Source organism: Paenibacillus sp. NN59 (genome assembly GCF_057597225.1).
In genome coordinates, this window is sequence record NZ_CP199678.1 from 2,556,656 (window position 1) to 2,575,259 (window position 18,604).

An 18,604-nucleotide genomic window follows, 5' to 3' on the forward strand; every position below is an offset into this window, starting at 1 on the left:
TTAAGGGGGCACAGGAGGAACACGATGAGTGGATTTGAGGAGAAGAGAAAACGGTTTGAGTTGTTGATGAAACAGGCAGAACTTCCGGTAGGTTTGACTGACCCTTATTTCCTGGATGGGTGGATTGAACAGGTCGAGACCAATCGTACGAATCGCGAATGGCATATTCAGATTGGAAAGGACACACTGGTGCCAGCGCCGATCTATCGAACGTTCAGTCTGCATATTCAGGAGAAGTTAAATCATATAGCTAAAATTACATTTGCTTTTAAATATACAGACAAGGTGCTGTCTAATGATATCGTAAATGAGTATTGGAACCTGTTTCTGGAGTGGGTTACTCGTGAAATTCCGTCTGTAAATGGTTGGATGAATCGTGCGACAGTGGAATGTGAAGACGATCTGCTGCAACTGACGATGAGTGATTCCACATCTATGGAACTTGCTCGCAAAAAGCAGATTGACCAAGCTATTACTCGATTCTACGAGAAGTATTTTCACTTGCCACTGCGTATTAAAATGCAGGTGGGCGAAGCGGGAAGCAACAAAGAGGCGATGGAGCAATTCCAGGCCCAGAAGAAAGTAGAAGAACGACAGGTAATCGAAAAAATGATGAGTGAAGTCATCGAGATGGAACTGCCGGAAGAAGAAGATCAAGGTGATGTGCGGTTGCAGATGGGGTATGAGATCAAAGAGCCGGCTGTTCCGATGCAGGAAGTTCAGGATGAGGAGAAGAAAATTACACTCCAGGGAACGATCTTTGGTCTGGACCGCAAGGAACTGCGGAATGGAAATACGTTATTCACCTTTTATCTGACAGACTTTACGGATTCAATGCAAATGAAGATGTTTGCCAAAACCAAAGAAGATGTCAAAATTCTCAGCTTGCTGGCGAATGGAAAATGGGTAAAAGTTCGCGGACGTGTAGAGTACGACCGGTTTATGCAAATTCCTGAGCTTGCTATGATTCCTTCGGATCTGACTGAAATCAAGGCACCGCCATCTCGTAAGGATACAGCGGATGAGAAACGTGTAGAATTCCACTTACACTCCACGATGAGCACGATGGATGCCGTAACGTCCATTGATAAATATGTCAAAACAGCTGCTGATTGGGGACATAAGGCCATTGCCGTAACGGACCACGGTGGTGTTCAGGTTTACCCGGAAGCATCCAAGGCGGCCAAGAAAAATGGGATTAAGATGATCTACGGCCTGGAAGCGAATGTGGTGAATGACTCTGTAGCGGTTGTGCTAAATCCACAATCAATGGATCTGAAAACGGCGACGTATATCGTATTTGATATCGAGACCACGGGACTGTCGGTAACGCAGAACAAAATCATTGAGATCGCCGCTGTCAAAGTTCAAGAGGGCAAAGAGGTGGATCGTTTTGCTACCTTTGTCAATCCGCATGAACGAATCCCATACAACATTCAACAGTTAACCAACATTACAGATGAGATGGTAAAAGATGCACCAGAGCTTGAACCGGTTATTCGTGACTTTGTTGCTTTTGCCGGAGATGGTGTACTGGTCGCGCACAATGCACGGTTTGATATGGGCTTTATTCAGGCATCCCTCAAAAATCTGGACATGCCTGAGCTACCAAATCCGGTGCTTGATACCCTAGAACTGGCTCGTCTTTTATATCCAAAAATGAAAAATCACCGGTTGAATACACTGGCTGATAAATATAAAGTTGCACTGGAAAGCCATCACCGGGCGATCGATGATACGATTGCTTTGGCAGGCATTTTGAATGGACTCATCAATGATGCAGCCCAATTAAAAGGTCTGACGATGCTGGATCGTTTGAATGATTTCGTTGGGGTAGACTTGTCGAATACACGTCCTTTCCACTGCGGAATTTATGCCTTGAATGATGTGGGCAAGAAGAACCTGTACAAGCTCGTTTCCCTATCACATACCGAGTATTTTAAACGTGTTGCATGTATACCGAAGTCCAAGCTGGTAAGCTTGCGCGAAGGACTGGTTGTTATATCCGGTTGTGAAAAAGGTGAGTTTTTCGAGGCTGTCCTGAACAAATCGGTGGAAGAAGCCGAGGAAATCGCCGAGTTTTACGACATTCTGGAGATCCAACCATTGACCATGTACATGCATCTGGTGGACAAAGGACTTGTGGCTACGCCAGAAGAACTAAAACTTGCGGTCCGTAAAGTTATCGACATCGGAGCCAAATTGAACAAACCGGTCATTGCGACAGGTAACGTGCATTACTTGGAGCCGCGAGATAAAATTTATCGGGATATTACGATTCATGGAATAACAGGCTTCAGCCCGCTTAAGGACCAGCGCAAACCCGATGCTCATTTTAGAACAACAGCTGAAATGCTGGAGGAATTCCAGTTCCTTGGACAGGATAAAGCGTATGAAGTTGTGGTTACCAATACCATTGAGCTAGCCGATCGTTTTGAGGAGATCAAGCTATTTCCGGACAAACTCTTTACGCCGATTTTGGAGGGTGCGGAGGAGGAAATCCGTAACACCTGTTACAACACGGCCAAATCGATCTATGGTGAAGACCTGCCGGAAGTCATTATTGCTCGTTTGGAAAAAGAATTGCAGCCAATCATCAAATACGGATTTTCTGCCAACTATCTGATCTCGGAACGTCTCGTTAAAAAATCAAATCAAGATGGTTATCTTGTAGGTTCGCGGGGATCGGTGGGTTCGTCCGTCGTAGCAACGTTCCTGGGCATCTCGGAAGTTAATCCGCTTCCTGCACATTATATCTGCGTGAACCCTGAATGTAAGCACAGCGAATGGTTCCTTGACGGTAGTGTACCGAGTGGATTTGACTTGCCAGACAAACCATGTCCTGATTGTGGTGGGAAACTCAAAGGGGAAGGACAGGATATTCCGTTTGAAACTTTCCTTGGGTTTAAAGGGGATAAAGTTCCCGATATCGACTTGAACTTCTCGGGGGATTATCAGCCCCATGCCCATAATTACACGAAAGTGCTGTTTAGTGAGAAAAGTGTGTTCCGTGCGGGTACGATCGGAACGGTCGCTGAGAAAACGGCGTTTGGTTTTGCGAAGAAATACGAAGAACAACATCAAAAGAAATGGCGCGGCGCCGAGTTGAATCGTCTGGCATCCGGCTGTACCGGTGTAAAGCGAAGCACGGGACAGCATCCCGGCGGAATCGTCGTTGTACCGGATTATATTGAGGTGGAAGATGTTACACCTGTCCAGTATCCGGCAGATGATGTTACAGCAGAGTGGAAAACGACCCACTTTGACTATCACGCATTTGAAGAAAACCTGTTGAAGCTTGATATTCTGGGACACGATGATCCGACGATGATGCGTATGCTGCAGGATCTTACGGGCGTTGACCCAACAACGATTCCGATGAATGATCCCAAGGTGATGAGCATGTTCAACTCTACGGATGCCCTTGGCGTAACCCCGGAGCAGATTCGCTCCCCTGTTGCGACATTCGGTGTGCCAGAGATGGGTACGAAATTTGTGCGTCAGATGCTTGTCGAATCTCAGCCGTCGTCTTTTGCCGATTTGTTGCAGATTTCGGGGCTTTCTCACGGGACTGGCGTATGGCTTGGCAATGCGCAGGATCTGATCAAGAACGGCACATGTAACATCAAAACGGTAATTGGCTGTCGGGATGATATCATGTTGTTCCTGATCTATAAGGCGGGAATGGATGCGAGTCTGGCCTTTAAGATTACAGAGAGTGTCCGTAAAGGACGTGGACTGCCACAGGAATGGATTGACGAGATGAAAAACTGCAAGGTACCGCAATGGTACATTGACTCCTGTCTCAAAATCCAGTACATGTTCCCGAAAGCCCATGCGGCTGCTTACGTTATTTCAGCTGTACGTACAGCATTTTTCAAGCTGTATCATCCGATTGAATATTACGCGACATACTTTACCGTTCGTGCAGACGAGCTGGATATTGAGCTGGTGTGCCAAGGTTATGATGCCATCTATCGCAAAATTGTAGAGATCGAACAGCTCGGTTTCCAGGCGCCGCCAAAAGAGAAAAACAGCCTTCCTGTTCTTGAAATGGCACTGGAGATGGCCGCTCGCGGCTTCTCGCTTAAACCGATTGATCTGTACCGCTCAGAAGCGACCAAATTCATTGTGGACGAGAAGTCTCTGATTCCTCCATTCTCTGCACTGGCAGGTATTGGGGATAACGCGGCTCGTAACATTGCAGCGGCCCGCGAGCATGGGGAATTTCTGTCGATTGAGGATTTCCAGCAGAAGTCCAAAGCAACCAAAACGATTGTGGAGTTGCTGACCAACATGGGATGTTTCCGTGGTTTGCCTGAAAGCAATCAGCTGTCCTTGTTCTAATTGACAGGTAATTAGCAGGATAACTTCATTTGTTATGTCTGAAGCCATACACTTCGATTTTTCCTTCATTAGTGTGGTTGGTATGCAAAGGTGGGTTACTTGTCACTATTACCAGACTATGTTATAATTTCTGAAGTGAACGAGATAGTACGAATTTCTGAAGAGTGGGGAAACCCACTCTTTAGTCTTTGGTATACAAGAATCTTGGGTATTTAATCATCTGCCAGCGATTATAGTTGGTGTGACCTAAGTTGGAGGTTATCGGTTTTGAGCACAACGAATATTAAATCTACCGTGGAAGAAATGATCCAACCCTACTTGAACGAACAAGGCTTCGAGCTGGTTGACATCGAATACGTCAAAGAAGGCAGCAACTGGTTTTTACGGGTGTATGTCGACAAAGAGGGTGGAATCGACATCGACGATTGTGTCTTGATCAGCGAAAAGCTGAGCGCCAAGCTTGATGAGAACGATCCGATCCCATCTGTCTATTTCCTTGAAGTGTCTTCTCCCGGTGCGGAGCGTCCACTGAAAAAAGCGGAGGATGTTGCCAAAGCCGTAGGCAAAAACGTATTTGTTACAACCTACGAGCCGGTGAATAAATTAAAGGAATTCGAAGGCAAGCTGCTTTCCTTTGATAATGGGGAGCTTGTGATTGAAGCAGGCAAGAAGCAGCATACCATTTCTTATGAAAAGGTTGCCAGTGCGCGCTTGGCCATTTTGTTTTAAAGTGCCTTGTTCACTTGATTAATGAAAAAGACACATCTCACGATAACGGCAAGGTGCTCACAAGTTTCGAGCCTTAGCCGTTTTACGTATGGGATGCCATGTTTGAAAGGGGGATCAACATTCATGAGTATGGATTTTATTGAAGCAATGAATGAATTGGAACGGGAAAAAGGGATCAGCAAGGATGTGCTGTTTGAAGCGATCGAGGCTGCACTTATCTCCAGTTACAAGCGTAATTTTAACACGGCGCAGAACGTACGTGTTGACATGAACCGTAATACGGGGGTTATTCGCGTATATGCCCGCAAACTGATCGTGGAAGAAGTCCTGGATTCACGCACTGAGATTTCATTGCCTGCTGCACGGGAAATTAATCCACACTTCCAGCTGGAAGATATTGCGGAGATTGAAGTTACGCCGCGCGACTTTGGACGTATCGCCGCACAAACGGCTAAACAGGTTGTAACTCAGCGGATTCGTGAAGCCGAACGTGGCCTGATCTACAATGCTTTCGTGGATAAGGAAGAAGATATCGTTACGGGAGTAGTGCAGCGTCAGGATTTGCGCAATATCTACATCGACCTGGGCAAAATCGAAGCGGCACTGCCACTCACAGAGTTAATGCCGAACGAGAAGTTTGTTCACGGTGACCGCATCAAGGCTTACATCACCAAAGTAGAGAATACGACCAAAGGGCCACAAATCATTTTGTCCCGTACTCATCCGGGCCTCTTAAAACGCCTTTTCGAGCTGGAAGTACCTGAGATATTTGACGGTGTAGTTGAGATTCGTTCGGTTGCCCGCGAAGCAGGATTTCGTTCCAAAATCGCAGTTCATTCTCGCAATGAGGAAGTTGATCCGGTTGGATCTTGTGTAGGTCCAAAAGGGATGCGCGTGCAGACCATTGTGGGTGAGCTGCGCGGTGAGAAAATCGACATCGTTCGTTATTCCGAACAAGTGGACGAATATGTGGCGAATGCACTGAGTCCTTCTAAAGTCTTGGAAGTTCACGTGTTCGAGGAGGAAAAGATGGCTCGGGTGATCGTTCCTGACTATCAACTGTCCCTTGCCATCGGCATCAAAGGTCAAAATGCTAGATTGGCAGCCAAATTAACGGGCTGGAAGATCGACATTAAGAGCGAGAGCCAGGCGGAGCAGGAATTCGGCAGAGAAAAAGATTCTTCTTCGGAAATGCATCAGGATTCCGTCTCCGTCGACTAAAGGAAAGCACGGAGGGGGCGCTGACGTATGAAACCTAAAAAAGTGCCGCTGCGCAAATGTGTGGCATGTCAAGAAATGATGCCCAAAAAACAACTGATTCGCATCGTTAAAACGCCTGAGGACGAAGTACTGATCGATTTGACCGGGAAAAAGTCCGGACGAGGCGCATATCTGTGTGGCAAAGAGTCTTGTTTCAAGCTTGCACTTAAAAATCGTGCGCTTGATCGTGCGCTGAAGAGTAAAGTTTCACCAGAAATCTATGAACAGCTCGCTGCCGATTTCATTGCAGTCGAGGGTGAATTCATTGCTGCACAGGAGCGTGAAGAGGATGAGTGATATGAAAGTGTTGTCTTACCTCGGTCTGTCCATGCGCGCTGGTAAACTGCTCACAGGTGATGAGATTGTGCATAAGGCGATCCGTTCGGGTGAAGCCAAGATGGTTATAGTTGCAGGCGACGCCTCGGCGAATACACAAAAGAAATTTCGCGACAAATGTGCTACTTACAAGGTTCCGCTTCTTATCGGATTGGATCGTGACCGTATTGGGTCAAGCATCGGTAAAGACACGCGGGTGGTTCTTGCAGTAACAGACCTTGGGTTTGCAAAAATGATCTCCAAGCAAGTCGGTATAATGTCGGAGGTGGAGTATATTGAGTAAACAGGAAAACAAGGAAAAATTGCGAGTTTATGAATATGCGAAGTCCCTTAACATGAGCAGTAAAGAAATTATAACCATTCTTAAAAAGCTGGATATTCCCGTTAACAATCATATGAGTGTGATGGAGAATGGTTCAGTCGGTAAAGTGGAACAATTTTTTAAAGATATAAAATCCACTGCCGCTTCGAAACAAGGTGGCGAAGCCAAGTCTGTTGCGACTTCGGCTGTGCGCAGTGACAAATCAGTGGACAGCAACAAGCCGGGCGGCGGAGTGAACACGCCGAATAACAGCACAACAGCCGGTAGTCCCGTACAAACAAAAATACAACAGGAAAAGCAGGTAGGTATGAACAATAGACCAAATTCCAACAATAACAATGGCACTCAGAGACCAAGCGGCCAAGACAGCCGTAACAGAACAAATTCTTCTTCCCAAGGTTCAAGCCAAGGAGGACAAACAGGAAATCGTCCAAGACCAGCTTCAAGCGGTCAAGGAAACACGGCTTCCCGCCCGCAAGGGTCCGGACAACGTCCGAACAATAGCGGTGGTCCAGGCAGAACTACAGGACCGAACACCGGTAGTAACTCTGCCAATAGCGCTAACCGTACTGGTGGCCAAGGGCAGGGACAAGGCGGCCAGCGCAGAGGTGGTCAAGGCAATTCCGGTAATAATAACAGCGGCAACCGTTCCAATAGTGGTGGCGGAGGCGGACGTCGTTTCGACGATAACCGTGGCGGTAACTTCCGTAATAACCGTGGTGGCAAGAACAACCGTAACAGAAATCAGCAACAATATGTACAACGTGAGAAAATCGATAACACGCCTAAGAAAATCATCGTTCGTGGTGATATGACGGTTGGTGAAACAGCGAAACTTCTTCACAAGGATGCTTCTGAAGTTATTAAAAAGCTGATTGGTATGGGTGTTATGGCAACCATTAACCAAGAGCTTGATATCGATACCATTCTCCTCCTTGCAGGTGAATTCGGTGTTGAAGTTGAAGTGAAAATTGTGCTTGAAGACGATCGTTTTGAAACCGTTGAAGAGAATGATGATCCTGCTGACCTTCAATCCCGTCCTCCAGTTGTAACGATTATGGGTCACGTTGACCATGGTAAAACAACATTGCTGGATGCCATTCGTTCTACGAATGTAACTGGCGGCGAAGCGGGCGGAATCACGCAACATATCGGTGCATATCAAGTTGAAATTAACCACAAGAAAATCACGTTCCTGGATACTCCGGGTCACGAAGCATTTACAGCAATGCGTGCGCGTGGAGCACAAGTTACAGATATGACGATTATTGTAGTCGCTGCCGATGACGGTGTTATGCCACAAACGGTTGAGGCGATTAACCACGCGAAAGCGGCAGGTTTGCCAATCATCGTAGCGGTTAACAAAATTGATAAGCCGGGCGCTGATCCTGACAAAGTAAAACAGGAACTGACCAACTATGAACTCGTTCCGGAAGAGTGGGGCGGAGATACGATCTTTGTAAACGTATCTGCGAAACAAAGAATGGGTCTGGAAGGTTTACTTGAAATGATTCTGCTCGTTGCAGAAGTAAATGAATACAAAGCAAATCCGGATAAACGTGCCCGGGGTACGGTCATTGAGGCTGAGCTTGATAAAGGACGTGGACCAGTTGCACGTATCCTTGTACAGCATGGTACATTGAAAGTCGGAGATGCGTTCGTAGCGGGTAACTGTTTTGGTCGTGTACGTGCAATGGTCAATGATAAAGGCCGCCGTTTGAAAGAAGCAGGACCATCTACACCGGTAGAAATTACAGGTTTGACTGAAGTGCCAGGAGCAGGAGATCCGTTCATGGTGTTCGAAGATGAGCGTAAAGCTCGTTCCATCGCTGACAAACGTGCGATTACGCAACGTGAATCCGATCTGGGTACGAACACACGTGTAACTCTGGATGATCTGTTCCAACACATCAAAGATGGTGAGATCAAAGATTTGAACGTGATCATTAAAGGTGACGTACAAGGTTCGGTTGAAGCATTGAAAGGTTCCCTTGCGAAAATCGAGGTTGAAGGTGTACGCGTGAAGATCATTCACAGCGGTGCTGGTGCGATCACGGAATCCGACATCATTTTGGCTGCAGCTTCCAATGCCATCGTGATCGGTTTCAACGTTCGTCCTGAAAACCAAGCCAAAATTACTGCGGATCAAGAGCAAGTAGACATTCGTCTGCACCGCGTCATCTACAGTGTTATCGAAGAGATTGAACAAGCAATGAAAGGTATGCTTGATCCGATCTACAAAGAAAAAGTGATTGGCCATGCTGAAGTACGTAATACCTTCTCCATCAGTAAAGTGGGTACCATTGCGGGCTGTATGGTTACCTCTGGCAAAATCACTCGTTCTGCGGAAGCTCGCCTGATTCGTGATGGTATCGTCCTTTACGAAGGTAAGCTGGATTCCCTGAAACGCTTTAAAGATGATGCCAAAGAAGTGGCTCAAGGTTACGAGTGTGGTATCACATTGGATAAATACAACGATCTCAAGGAAGGCGATGTAATTGAAGCCTTCATCATGGAGACCGTACAACGATAAGCAAGGAAGTTTGAGGTGAACAACAATGGCTAAGATTCGTACAGGTAGAGTGGGCGAGCAGATCAAGAAAGAACTGAGTCTGCTCATCCAGTCAGAACTGAAAGATCCACGCATCGGTTTTATTACCGTGACAGGAGTTGAAGTAACTGGCGACTTGTCGCAAGCCAAAGTTTATCTGAGTGTCTTCGGTGAACAGGAGCAAAAGGATAACTCGCTTAAAGCACTTGCAAAAGCAAACGGCTTTTTGCGCACGGAGCTGGGCAAACGTATCCGGTTCCGTCATGTTCCCGAGTTGATATTCAAGATTGACGAATCAATTGCATATGGTAGCCGAATTGAAAAGCTGCTTGGCGATATTGGTTCTGACAACGACAAAAACGAATCCCAGTAACAGAATAGAGGAGACGGCAATGCACACTTATGAACAGGCGCTCCAGGCAGGAAAACAATTCTTGCTGGAGCATGACGATTACCTGGTCGTGTCGCATGTACAGCCGGACGGTGACGCAGTCAGCTCGACGGTAACGATGGGCTGGCTGCTGTCATGTCTGGGAAAAACATTCACAATGATTAATGAGGGCGAAATCCCATCACGCATGCGTTTTCTGTATCATGCGGATGCCATTGTGAACATGACCGAACACCCCCCGGAGCGTAAGTTTAAAGCGATCATTTGTGTTGATTGCGCTGACTTTGCAAGAGTGGGGCTTACTCGTCAATATTTTGAAGAAGACGCCATTATTTTGAATATCGATCATCATCCTACGAATAACGGATATGGTTCAGTTAACATTATAAAATCCGATGCAGCAGCAACGGCCGAAATTTTGTTTGAATTGCTACAACTCTTTGACATTACATGGGATAAGGATATAGCTACGGCAGTATATACAGGCTTGCTAACAGATACGGGTGGATTCCGTTATGCGAATACAAGTCCCAATGTGATGACTGTTGCTTCCCGCTTACTGGAGCATGGTGTAGATGGGCCTTATTTGGCACAAACGCTACTCGAAGAGGTGACGCTCCCGCAGATTCGCATATTGAACAAGGCACTGTCCTCTTTGCAAATGTCAGAAGACGGTAGAGTTGCCTGGGTTGTTATTACACCAGAAGATATGCAGGAGTGTGGAGCAGCCAACGAAGATCTGGAAGGGATCGTCAACTATACCCGTAACATTCGTGGAGTAGAAGTGGGCATCTTTTTCAAAGTGATCAACGATAATGCTGTTAAAGCTTCCTTGCGTTCTGCCGGTAAAATAGATGTTGCAGCACTGGCACAAACTTTTGGTGGCGGCGGACATGTTCTCGCAGCTGGATGCCGACTGGAAGGCAAAGTCGAAGAAAGCGTGGAAAAAGTGTTGAAGCAGGTGAATACACAATGGTAAAACCGTTTGAAGGTATTCTCCCGGTATACAAACCAGCGGGATTCACTTCCCATGATGTTGTAGCCAAAATGCGTCGGATTTTGAAAATGAAGCGCATCGGTCACACGGGAACGCTCGATCCGCAGGTAACTGGCGTTCTTCCGTTATGCCTTGGGCGAGCGACACGGGTGGTGGAGTATATGCAGGAACTTCCGAAGGAGTATCTGGCGACACTAAGGCTGGGCCTTGCTACAGACACCGAGGATCTGACGGGTGAAGTTATTGAACGTTCGGAATCGCCTGTAGAAGTAACTCAGGATCAGGTGGAAGAGGTATTACAGAAGTTTCTGGGTACCATTTCACAGGTTCCGCCAATGTATTCAGCAGTAAAGGTCGACGGAAAACGGCTATATGAGCTTGCCCGCGAGGGTAAGACCGTAGAACGCAAGAGTCGTGAAGTCACCATCTACGAGCTTGAGCTTATAGGGATCGAAACCCATGATGGCACAACGGATATATCGTTCCGTGCCTTGTGCTCAAAAGGGACGTATATTCGCACATTATGTGTAGACATCGGTCGTGAACTTGGTTTCCCCTCCACCATGGTTAAGCTGGAGCGCACCATATCTGCTGGTATCTCGGCAGATCATTGTCTTCGTATCGAAGACGTGGAACAGCGTATGAACGAAGGGACTCTCTCTGAAGCATTGATTCCCGTAGATGAAGCGATCTCTTCCATTCCAGCCCATAAAGTTGGAGAAGAACAGACGAAGGGCGCTCTACAGGGCCAAAAGCTGTCAGCACGTTTACTGGAGCCACCTGTGGAGAAGCCAGGGCTACTCCGTCTATACGCTCAAGATGGAACGTTTCTAGGTATTTTTGAACGGGATGAATCGAAACCAACCGTGAGGGCTGTTAAAGTCTTCTTACCGGAATAAAGAGGCAATGGCTTGGCGTGATGACGAGGTTCAAGCTTGGCCTATCAAGTGAAATGCAGGTGAATGATTGTGAAAACCGTAATGCTAACCTATCCGCAAACATTGCAATCGGCGGAACTGAGTACACATCCCCAAGTGCTGGCTATCGGTCAATTTGACGGGTTGCATCTCGGACATGCAAGCGTCATTCTATCCGCTGTTCGCATCGCTAGGGAATCGGATATGAAGGCGGCCGTCATGACCTTCCACCCACACCCGAAGGAAGTTATGCGCAAAGGGGATTACGAGGGTTATCTGACGCCTCTGAGAGACAAAGAAGAAATTTTGGCTGGCATGGGCGTAGACATACTCTATGTTGTTGAGTTCAATGAATCATTTTCACAGCTCTCGCCAGAGCAATTCGTTCATGAACTGTTGCTTCCTCTCCAAACGCGTACAGCGGTTGTTGGATTTGATTTCCGGTTCGGGCACAAAGGTGCTGGGGATGAACAAATGCTTCGTGCGCTCGGGGATGGAGAAATGACAGTAGAGACCGTGCCTCCGTTTTTGCTGGGCGGGGAGAAAGTAAGTAGCTCGCTGATCCGTGCTCTTTTGAAGCGTGGTGAGATGGGTGAGGCAAGCCAGTGGCTTGGACGTCCTTATAGTGTCAGAGGTACTGTGATTCACGGAGAGAAAAGGGGACGGACCATCGGTTTTCCTACCGCCAATCTCGAACTTACCGATCACTATGTTACACCAGCCAAAGGTGTATATGCTGTACGAGTAAACGTTGGCGATCAAGAATTGACAGGTGTGATGAACCTTGGTGTCAAACCTACCTTTCACGAGAATGGAATGAGACCGACGTACGAAGTACATCTGCTTAATTTTGACGGCCAAATCTATGATCAGGAACTGAAAGTAGAACTGGTGCATTACATTCGAAATGAACGAAAATTCGATTCCATCGATGCTCTGATTGCTCAGATCCGTGAAGATGCACTGACCGCAGCTCGCTTACTGTCCTAAAAACTTTAATAAAATGGATGTTTACATTTACTTTGTCCGGGCAAGTATGGTATAATGTACTACGTTGTCGAATGAGGCAACATTAACCTTAGCTTGGTTACACGCTCTCACCGGCGGTGACGAGGCTAATGGCGATTATAATGAAGGAGGTGAATAGGATGGCATTGACTCAAGAACGTAAACAACAACTGATCGACGAGCACAAAACTCATGAGTCCGATACTGGATCACCTGAGGTGCAAGTTGCTATCCTTACGGAAAACATCAGAAGTTTGACAGACCACTTGCGTACGCATAAGAAAGACCACCACTCACGTCGTGGACTTTTGAAAATGGTAGGTCAACGTCGTAAGCTTTTGGCTTACGTGAAAAACAAAGATGTTAAACGTTACAGCGCACTGATCGAAAAACTCGGATTGCGTCGTTAATTATCGTACATGTTTTCAAAATCAACCTGGCTGTTATCCGCTTTTCTTTTGTCTAAAAGGACAAGCGGAGCTTACAGCCGGGTTGTTTTGTAGATGAACATGTTGCCATATATTTGTAGCTGAGGGCTCCGCAAGGAGCTTTTGTTTTGCAAGTCAGTCTCCGGCCTGTCCAACTATAGTTAATGAATGCTGGACAAGCAGGAAATACTGTGAATATGCAGAATCCATTGTGATAGGAACGAATTAAAGGAGGGATTTCATGGAACAGCGTGTTGAAATGCAGCTTGGTGGAAGAAAGCTTACGCTTGAAACCGGGCGTTTGGCCAAGCAGGCAAATGCTGCCGTAAAGGTAACATACGGGGATACCGTCGTATTGTGTACCGTGACAGCATCCAGTGAGCCGAAAGATTTGGACTTTTTCCCACTAACGGTGAACTATGAGGAAAGATTGTACGCTGTTGGTAAAATCCCAGGTGGATTTATCAAGCGTGAAGGTAGACCATCCGAGAAAGCAATTCTGGCAAGTCGTCTGACAGACCGTCCGATTCGTCCATTGTTCCCGGAAGGTTTCCGTAACGATGTACAAGTTCTGAATATTGTTATGAGCGTGGATCAGGATTGTGAACCACAAATCGCAGCAATGATTGGTACTTCAGCAGCACTGAGCATTTCCGATGTACCTTTCAGTGGGCCAATTGGTGGTGTGAAGGTGGGCCGTATTGATGGAGAGTTCATCATTAACCCAACAATTGCACAGCTTGAAGTCAGCGAACTTGAACTCGTGGTTGCAGGAACTAGAGATGCGATCATGATGGTTGAAGCCGAAGCGAACGAGTTACCAGAAGAAGTGATGCTTGAAGCAATCATGTTCGGACATGACGAGATCAAAAACATCGTAACGGTGATTGAGCAGCTTGTACAAGTAGCTGGTAAAGAAAAAATGGAAGTGAAACTGCATGCCGTTAATGCAGAAGTGAACAGCAGCGTGCGTGAGTTTGCAAGTGCACGTTTGGTGGAAGCTGTTAAAATTGCTGAGAAACATGCCCGTCAAGATGCGATTGATGTCGTGAATGACGAAACTGTTGCTCATTTTGAAGAGAAATACATTGAATCACCTGAATTGTTAAAAGATGTGAAAGAAGTGCTGCACGATATCGTCAAAGAAGAAGTGCGCCGTCTGATCACTCACGATAAAGTACGTCCGGATGGACGCGGCCTTGCTGAAATTCGTGCAATTGAATGTGATACTTCACTGCTTCCGCGTACACATGGTTCAGGTCTGTTCACACGTGGACAAACGCAAGCACTGAGCATCTGTACACTAGGTGCACTGGGTGACGTTCAAATTCTGGATGGCATCAGTTTAGAAGAAACGAAACGTTTCATGCATCACTATAACTTCCCGCCGTTCAGCGTAGGTGAAGCTCGTCCGCTTCGTGCGCCAGGACGTCGTGAAATCGGACATGGTGCCCTTGGTGAGCGTGCATTGTCTAAGGTTATTCCTTCTGAAACGGACTTCCCATACACGATTCGTTTGGTATCTGAAGTATTGGAATCCAACGGTTCTACGTCCCAAGCAAGTATCTGTGCAAGTACACTTGCCATGATGGACGCAGGTGTACCAATCAAAGCACCGGTAGCTGGTGTGGCGATGGGTCTGATCAAAGACGGAGACCATGTATCTATCCTGAGTGATATTCAAGGTATGGAAGATCATCTGGGCGATATGGACTTCAAAGTAGCAGGAACACCTGAAGGCGTAACAGCGATTCAAATGGATATTAAAATTGATGGAATCGATCGTCAAATCTTGTCCGAAGCGCTAGCTCAAGCCAAAGAGGGACGTATGCACATTTTGGGTAAAATGACCGAAGTGATGAAAACACCTCGTGAGCAATTGTCCCAATATGCGCCTAAAATTACGACTATGCATATCAATCCGGACAAAATCCGTGATGTCATCGGCGCTGGTGGTAAAATCATCAATAAAATCATCGAAGAAACCGGTGTTAAAATTGATATCGAGCAGGATGGACGTGTCTTTATCGCTTCTTCCAATCAGGAGATGAATGATAAAGCCAAAGCGATCATCGAAGGCATTGTACGCGAAGTGCTTGTTGGCGAAATCTATGTCGGCAAAGTAAAACGCGTTGAGAAATTCGGTGCATTCGTTGAAGTGTTGCCAAACAAAGAGGGTCTGGTTCACATCTCCCAATTGTCTACTGAGCGTGTAGCGAAAGTAGAAGATGTTGTGGCGATTGGTGATTCTATTACTGTAAAAGTAACCGAGATTGACCCGCAAGGTCGAATCAACTTGTCCCGTAAAGCAGTACTAACAGCAGAAGCTCCTGCGCAATCTTAGGTTGCTGACGTTGGTTTGAATAACATAAGCATGATTGAATGAAGAGACAGAATGTGAATTTCTGGCTCTTTTTTTAACGTTTAAACAAAAATACGTTCCATTCAAAAGATTGCAGTTTTTATTCATATTCCTGTCCTTGTCCTCATATGATGGGGACAAAGACGGCAGGAGGATGGAGCTGTGAGAAACCAATCCAAAAAACTGGCGGTTGTTCTTGCGGGTGTGGCGGCGGTCATGCTAATCGGACAAGTGGACAGTGTACGTACATACATTACGGAGATCCGTGATGGTCCGGGAACTCAGAATGCTTTTGACATGTTTAAGGAAGCGACCGGAGAAGAGTCATTGTTATCTGCGATCAAGGATAAGGCAGCTGAAACTCGAATTGCACCGGTGAATGCGAGAGTTGATCGAGTATGGAAAGCGATCCCGGGTTATAACGGCCTGGAGATCGACGTAGAAGCTACGTATCGCAAGGCGCTGGGTGGCACGCTGAATACCAAAATTCCATATGTCTATCGCCAGACCCAGCCGGAAATTCAGTTAAAAGACCTGGGGGCACATCCGATTTATCGAGGCAATGAGAGTAAACCCATGGTTTCTTTTATGATTAATGTCGCTTGGGGCAATGAATTCCTTGTTCCAATGTTGGACACGCTTGACGCGGAGAAGGTGAAGGCTACATTTTTTCTGGATGGAAGTTGGCTGAGCAAAAATGCAGAACTCGCCAAGGAAATTCAGAAGCGTGGACATGAGCTTTCCAACCATGCATATTCACATCCCGACATAAGTCGTTTGAGTGCAGAGCGAGCCCGATTAGAAATTAGCAAAACCCAGGATCTGTTGCAACAAACCCTTGGAGTGGAAAATCGTTGGTTCGCTCCGCCTTCGGGTGATTTTAATCAAAAAACGGTGGATATCGCGGCATCTATGGGGCTAAAAACCGTCTTGTGGACGGTAGATACAGTGGACTGGCGCAAACCCAGCCCAGACTCTGTCATAGCCAAAATTGCCAATAAAACCGAGGCCGGATCGTTAATTCTCATGCATCCAACCTCATCCTCCGCAGGAGCACTGAAAGGTATGATCGATTCCATACATGCTAAAGGACTGTCGTTAGGAACTGTAAGTGAAACGTTGTCTTCTGAACGGGTGCAAGGCCATACGGTTGAGTGAACGCCGTTTTTTTGTTAATATCAAAAAGTTGGAACCAAATGTCGATTTCAATTTCATCATTATTGAAATCAGGGCAATTATAGAGATGTAGGAGGGCCAACCGTGAAAAAAATTCAGCTGGGCAATGGCCTCAGAGTTGTGATGGAACAAATCCCGACCTGTCGTTCCGTGTCATTTGGAATCTGGGTCAAAACAGGTTCGCGTAATGAGCGAACAGAAAATAACGGGGTATCCCATTTTATTGAACATATGCTTTTTAAGGGGACGGATCGGTTTGATGCGAAGGCGATTGCGGAGCAGTTTGATGCGATCGGCGGTAACGTAAATGCATTTACCTCCAAGGAATATACCTGCTATTACGCAAAAGTGTTGGATGAGCATCTTCCCATTGCGGTGGATGTGTTGTCCGATATGTTCTTCCGCTCCAAAATGGACGACGGTGAACTCGTCAAAGAGAAAAATGTGATTTTGGAAGAAATCTCAATGTACGAGGATACGCCTGACGACATGGTTCACGATTTGATGGCGCTCGCTGCATATGGAGAGCATCCGCTGGCATATCCAATCCTGGGAACCGAAGAACGTCTTAAAGCGATGGATTCCAGTCATTTACGTGCATATATGAAGGAACATTACACCATCGAGAACACCGTGATCAGTATTGCGGGTAACATTGACGATAGCGTGATTGATCTGATGGAGAAACACTTTGGTGCGTTTGATGTTAACGGTGTAACCGAGGAAGTAAACATTCCGGCTTTTCAAAGCGGTCAGCTCTTCCACAAAAAGAAAACGGAGCAGAATCATATCTGTATTTCGTTTCCAGGTTGCAAAATCGGAGACCCGCTACAATTTGCGATGGTTGTTCTTAACAATGCGATTGGCGGCGGTATGAGCTCCAGATTGTTCCAGGAAATCCGTGAAAAGCGAGGGCTAGCTTACTCCGTTTATTCTTATCATAGCTCTCATGCGGACAGCGGACTATTCACGATCTATGCGGGTACAGCGCCGAAACAGACCAAAGAAGTACTGGATCTAACCAAAGAGGTGCTACGTGATCTGGCTGTAAATGGATTATCCGAAGATGAACTGCGTAAAGGCAAGGAGCAGCTGAAAGGCAGTCTGATCCTGAGTCTGGAGAGCACGGGCAGCCGCATGAACCGACTGGGGAAAAATGAATTGATGCTTGGCAGACATCATACGCTTGACGAAATGATTGCCAAGATTGAGCAAGTCACGATGAAAGACATTGACGCTGTGCTTGATCTGATGTTTGCAGAGCCGTTTGCGCTCGCGATGGTAGGAGCATCGGACAAGACGATTGCTGGACTTAGAAGGGATGATTTGGTTGCATTACGTTCAAATAAAGAAATTACCGGGTAACGAAGATATTAAACTGCCGCAAAAGATGTCCGAGCTGGCTGCTGGCTTTGATGTGGTGGCGGCATTGAAAGAAGAAGTTGTGCTAGAGCCAGGGCAGCGTACATTGATTCCGACTGGTCTTGCGATGGCGATGCCTGCTGGGCTGGAAGCTCAAATTCGTCCACGTAGCGGACTTGCTTTCAAACACGGGATTACTTGCCTGAATACACCGGGAACCATTGATGCGGATTATCGTGGTGAGGTGAAGGTGTTGCTCATTAATTTGGGTCAGGAGCCCTTTACGATTGTGCGTGGGGAACGGATTGCTCAAATCGTGTTTCAGACGGTGCCTGCCATCGAATTGACGGAAGTGGCTGAACTTTCGGAGACCGTGCGGGGCGAAGGCGGATTCGGGCACACAGGTAAATAACAATAC

15 protein-coding genes are annotated in these 18,604 nt (G+C 46.6%); all 15 read left to right on the forward strand.

Features of this window, described 5'->3' with window-relative positions; translation table 11 throughout:
* The first annotated feature begins 24 nt into the window (after window positions 1–24).
* The 15 genes from ACT89M_RS11405 (at window position 25) to dut (ending at window position 18,598) form a co-directional block, all read left to right on the forward strand.
* Entirely contained in the window at window positions 25–4,347 is a 4,323-nt protein-coding gene (locus ACT89M_RS11405) for a PolC-type DNA polymerase III (RefSeq protein ID WP_308722034.1), read from the forward strand.
* Between the two features lie 267 nt (window positions 4,348–4,614).
* A complete protein-coding gene (gene rimP / locus ACT89M_RS11410) occupies window positions 4,615–5,076 on the forward strand; it encodes a ribosome maturation factor RimP (RefSeq protein WP_090923836.1) in 462 nt (153 codons plus the stop codon).
* Window positions 5,077–5,199: 123 nt separating this feature from the next.
* On the forward strand, window positions 5,200–6,297 hold the full coding sequence (gene nusA / locus ACT89M_RS11415) for a transcription termination factor NusA (RefSeq protein ID WP_090923835.1): 1,098 nt from the start codon (window positions 5,200–5,202) through the stop codon (window positions 6,295–6,297).
* Between the two features lie 27 nt (window positions 6,298–6,324).
* Window positions 6,325–6,633, forward strand: a complete 309-nt coding sequence (rnpM, locus tag ACT89M_RS11420) for an RNase P modulator RnpM (protein WP_154886348.1) — start codon at window positions 6,325–6,327, stop codon at window positions 6,631–6,633.
* Window positions 6,626–6,955, forward strand: a complete 330-nt coding sequence (locus ACT89M_RS11425) for a L7Ae/L30e/S12e/Gadd45 family ribosomal protein (protein WP_154886347.1) — start codon at window positions 6,626–6,628, stop codon at window positions 6,953–6,955. The genes rnpM and ACT89M_RS11425 overlap by 8 nt, the downstream gene beginning before the upstream one ends.
* Window positions 6,948–9,527 carry a translation initiation factor IF-2 gene (infB, locus tag ACT89M_RS11430; protein WP_154886346.1) on the forward strand — a complete coding sequence of 860 codons (2,580 nt, stop codon included), beginning with the start codon at window positions 6,948–6,950 and terminating at the stop codon, window positions 9,525–9,527. Before ACT89M_RS11425 ends, infB begins: the two co-directional genes overlap by 8 nt.
* 25 nt (window positions 9,528–9,552) lie before the next feature.
* The gene (gene rbfA, locus ACT89M_RS11435) at window positions 9,553–9,918 is read left to right on the forward strand and encodes a 30S ribosome-binding factor RbfA (protein ID WP_090923831.1); all 366 of its coding nucleotides are present in this window, start codon (window positions 9,553–9,555) and stop codon (window positions 9,916–9,918) included.
* A gap of 19 nt (window positions 9,919–9,937) precedes the next feature.
* Complete coding sequence (locus ACT89M_RS11440; protein ID WP_154886345.1) at window positions 9,938–10,915, forward strand: DHH family phosphoesterase; 978 nt, start codon at window positions 9,938–9,940, stop codon at window positions 10,913–10,915.
* Window positions 10,909–11,832: a tRNA pseudouridine(55) synthase TruB gene (truB, locus tag ACT89M_RS11445; RefSeq protein WP_154886344.1), complete on the forward strand. Its 924-nt coding sequence runs from the start codon at window positions 10,909–10,911 to the stop codon at window positions 11,830–11,832. Before ACT89M_RS11440 ends, truB begins: the two co-directional genes overlap by 7 nt.
* A gap of 69 nt (window positions 11,833–11,901) precedes the next feature.
* Complete coding sequence (locus ACT89M_RS11450; protein WP_373323191.1) at window positions 11,902–12,840, forward strand: bifunctional riboflavin kinase/FAD synthetase; 939 nt, start codon at window positions 11,902–11,904, stop codon at window positions 12,838–12,840.
* Window positions 12,841–12,998: 158 nt separating this feature from the next.
* A complete protein-coding gene (gene rpsO / locus ACT89M_RS11455; RefSeq protein WP_056700672.1) occupies window positions 12,999–13,268 on the forward strand; it encodes a 30S ribosomal protein S15 in 270 nt (89 codons plus the stop codon).
* A gap of 259 nt (window positions 13,269–13,527) precedes the next feature.
* A complete protein-coding gene (pnp, locus tag ACT89M_RS11460) occupies window positions 13,528–15,630 on the forward strand; it encodes a polyribonucleotide nucleotidyltransferase (RefSeq protein WP_090923827.1) in 2,103 nt (700 codons plus the stop codon).
* A 180-nt stretch (window positions 15,631–15,810) separates the two neighbouring features.
* Complete coding sequence (locus ACT89M_RS11465; RefSeq protein ID WP_487345225.1) at window positions 15,811–16,806, forward strand: polysaccharide deacetylase family protein; 996 nt, start codon at window positions 15,811–15,813, stop codon at window positions 16,804–16,806.
* A gap of 102 nt (window positions 16,807–16,908) precedes the next feature.
* Window positions 16,909–18,189, forward strand: a complete 1,281-nt coding sequence (locus tag ACT89M_RS11470; RefSeq protein WP_090923826.1) for a M16 family metallopeptidase — start codon at window positions 16,909–16,911, stop codon at window positions 18,187–18,189.
* On the forward strand, window positions 18,146–18,598 hold the full coding sequence (gene dut / locus ACT89M_RS11475; RefSeq protein ID WP_186809549.1) for a dUTP diphosphatase: 453 nt from the start codon (window positions 18,146–18,148) through the stop codon (window positions 18,596–18,598). The genes ACT89M_RS11470 and dut overlap by 44 nt, the downstream gene beginning before the upstream one ends.
* Window positions 18,599–18,604: the final 6 nt, after the last annotated feature.

Bases quoted from the DNA above. Each gene is read 5' to 3' on its own strand.
- ACT89M_RS11405 (WP_308722034.1), top strand. From the start codon at position 25: ATGAGTGGATTTGAGGAGAAGAGAAAACGGTTTGAGTTGTTGATGAAA.
- nusA (WP_090923835.1), top strand. From the start codon at position 5,200: ATGAGTATGGATTTTATTGAAGCAATGAATGAATTGGAACGGGAAAAA.
- rnpM (WP_154886348.1), top strand. From the start codon at position 6,325: ATGAAACCTAAAAAAGTGCCGCTGCGCAAATGTGTGGCATGTCAAGAA.
- ACT89M_RS11425 (WP_154886347.1), top strand. From the start codon at position 6,626: ATGAGTGATATGAAAGTGTTGTCTTACCTCGGTCTGTCCATGCGCGCT.
- rbfA (WP_090923831.1), top strand. From the start codon at position 9,553: ATGGCTAAGATTCGTACAGGTAGAGTGGGCGAGCAGATCAAGAAAGAA.
- ACT89M_RS11440 (WP_154886345.1), top strand. From the start codon at position 9,938: ATGCACACTTATGAACAGGCGCTCCAGGCAGGAAAACAATTCTTGCTG.
- truB (WP_154886344.1), top strand. From the start codon at position 10,909: ATGGTAAAACCGTTTGAAGGTATTCTCCCGGTATACAAACCAGCGGGA.
- rpsO (WP_056700672.1), top strand. From the start codon at position 12,999: ATGGCATTGACTCAAGAACGTAAACAACAACTGATCGACGAGCACAAA.
- pnp (WP_090923827.1), top strand. From the start codon at position 13,528: ATGGAACAGCGTGTTGAAATGCAGCTTGGTGGAAGAAAGCTTACGCTT.
- dut (WP_186809549.1), top strand. From the start codon at position 18,146: ATGATTTGGTTGCATTACGTTCAAATAAAGAAATTACCGGGTAACGAA.